Genomic DNA, 2,515 nt, shown 5'->3' with positions numbered 1-2,515 from the left:
GGCGTAGCTGTCGCGGTAGTCTTCGGTCTTTTCCAGGTGAAGCGTGGTGCTGTTTTCCGCGGGTTTGTTCTGCTGGCTCATGATGCCTTTCAGGAGTGGAAAAAGTTGGTGCGAAAGGGGGGACTTGAACCCCCACGGGTTGCCCCGCCAGATCCTAAGTCTGGTGCGTCTGCCAATTTCGCCACTTTCGCACAGGAGACGCTATATGCAGATTCTAAATGACTGGCCGTCCTGTGTCCCGGGCTCCCGGCGATCTTTTCGCCGGAGCAGTTTGAAGGCGCCGGCGCCTTCCAGAAAGCGCCTTTTGCATATACTCTGTTCTGCCCCAGATAAGGCCATTCATCCTGCGGCAACATCGTCGCTTTACAAGGTACTCATGCGGTCTTTTTTCGTAACTCTGCTCGCCGTTGCGGCTGCACCGGCTGCGTTTGCGCAGCACTCCCTGGGAAATCAGGACAAACAGATTCACATGAACCAGATCCAGGTGATCGGTTCGCATAACAGCTATCACAAGGGCTTTGCTCCCAGCGAGGCGAAGTGGCTGGAGCAGCGAAATCCCGATGCATACCACAGCTTGGAGTACCGTCATGCATCTCTGGCGGATCAGCTCGACGGCGGTGTGCGCCAGTTGGAGATCGATATCTTTGCCGACCCCAAGGGCGGCAAGTTCGCGCATCCCAAGGTCGTGGAATGGGTCAAGGCTGCCGGTCTGCCCGCTGACCCGGACTTCGATCCGGATCACGAGATGGACAAGCCGGGCTTCAAGGTCATGCACGTTCAGGACCTCGATGAGCGTAGCCAATGCCACACCTTTGTGAAGTGCCTGCAGCAGGTTAAGGTGGTCTTCCTGATCGATCAGCGGCCCAAGGAAGAGACCTATCTTGATGGACATCCTGCACTGAAGGGACGGGTGATGTTTACCAACGCTGTTCCCGGACGTGACGATGCTGCCTTCACCGAGATGAACAGCGGATCGAAGGAAGAGATCGATGCTCTGGTAAAGCAGGGATATCTCGTTCGCGCACGCACTGACGATGGCACGACGGCGGCACGCACGAACGACACCAAGCGGCGTGAAGAAGTTCTTGCCAGCGGGGCGCAGTTGGTCAGCACAGACTATCCGCCGTCAGAGCCGGCATCCTGGACGGGATTCTTTGTCGGCTTCCCAGGTGGTCTGGTCGCTCGGTGCAACCCGATCGATGCTCCAGCATCCTGTGAGAGCAAGGCGCTCGACGGCACGCTACGCGCACGTCACTAACACCTAAGAAGTCAGGCCCACGAAGGGAACAATCAACTCCTGGATGGATGTGCTCGCTATGTCGACACGAGAGACGACACATAGCGAGCACACCGATTTTGCGAACTTATTGACTTAGTACATTCATGATTGCCTGGTACTTCGGCGTTGTAAGAATCCGGTAATCTTCCGTCGCGCCCCAGTCTCCATTTCTGCTGTAGTAGCCGGCGAGGCTGAAGTAGCCGAACATATCCCCGCCCTGTCCAAACCAGTTATCGACGATATGGTGCTCAACAAGCGGCCCCATTCCGGCATCTCGATTAGCTTCAATCTGTATCCCGACATTCGAAGTATTCCTGTTATCAGGACCGCCTTCGTAGGCGAAAAGCTTCAGGCCGTAGAGATTTGCTGTGGCTTTGTTCTGCTGCGTCTTGGTCACTGAGGCATTCGATGATGCAAGCATGTTGGCGAGGACGTCAGGAATGGTCGCCGTCGTCGATGGAGATGTATCGCTGAAGTACGATCCTTGCGCCATGGCGTAGAAGTAGTTGCTGGGCGGTCCATAGGTCGCGTTCATCCACGCCAGTGTTTTTGCTCCCGTAGAGTTCGTGCCCTCCTGAAGGTTCCACCAGGCGTAAACCGGACGGATAGTGGTATTGAGCGATCCAGATCCAAAGACCGCTTCAAAGATCTTCGCGATCTCATACAAGCGCTTGGCATGACGCCGATAGGCCCAGTCGAGCTGAACGGTATCCCCATCGTTGTTCAGCGGAGATCCACCTTGCCCTACCTCATCGATGGCTGCGAGCCGGTTCCAGGTGTATTGTGAGAAGCTCGAGTTCCAAACCTCATTGCTGTGTTCGATGTAAATATGCAATCCGGGATTAAGCCCATGATTGCCCGTGAAAGAATCCCCATTCTTCAACAACTGCGCAAGTTTGTAGATATAACTGGTCGTGTCGGTAGGGCTTGAGCCTGTGGCGCTGACCGGTATGTTGATCCAGATATCTTTATTCGCTTCATTGGCCAGCAGGATCACATACTCCCAGGAGACCCCTGTCGCGCCAGCACGCACGGCAGTTCCCATCCCCTGATACGCGTCCGACGGAAGGCTGCGGTCGGCCCAGTTAATAAGGTGATGCCCAGGGTCGCCGTAATATCCGGCCGAATAATTTGTCCCGGTCCAGCTCATGAAGCGCAGATAGCCAAACGGAGCCAGGGCGTTGATGTAGGCAGGATCGAAATGGGTTGGAGAACCGTTTGGATACAGTCCTGGAC

Annotated in this window: 2 protein-coding genes and 1 tRNA gene; 1 reads left to right on the top strand and 2 read right to left on the bottom strand. The window is 55.6% G+C overall.

All coding sequences use genetic code 11. The features are described from left to right. Positions 1-106 precede the first annotated feature (106 nt). Positions 107-191, bottom strand: a tRNA-Leu gene (locus tag AB4043_RS24695). Positions 192-376: 185 nt separating this feature from the next. Between AB4043_RS24695 and AB4043_RS24690 the strand changes: the two genes are divergently transcribed. Then, positions 377-1,258, top strand: a complete 882-nt coding sequence (locus AB4043_RS24690; RefSeq protein WP_442308417.1) for a Ca2+-dependent phosphoinositide-specific phospholipase C — start codon at positions 377-379, stop codon at positions 1,256-1,258. 106 nt (positions 1,259-1,364) lie between these two features. On the opposite strand, the gene AB4043_RS24685 is transcribed toward AB4043_RS24690, so the two are convergent. Continuing rightward, positions 1,365-2,515, bottom strand: a 1,151-nt coding sequence (locus tag AB4043_RS24685) for a hypothetical protein (protein WP_442308416.1), incomplete at its 5' end; no start/stop codon positions are given.

The organism is Terriglobus sp. YAF25 (assembly GCF_052113305.1).
Classification (GTDB): Bacteria; Acidobacteriota; Terriglobia; order Terriglobales; family Acidobacteriaceae; genus Terriglobus.
This window is presented reverse-complemented; position numbering and strand designations above follow the sequence as displayed.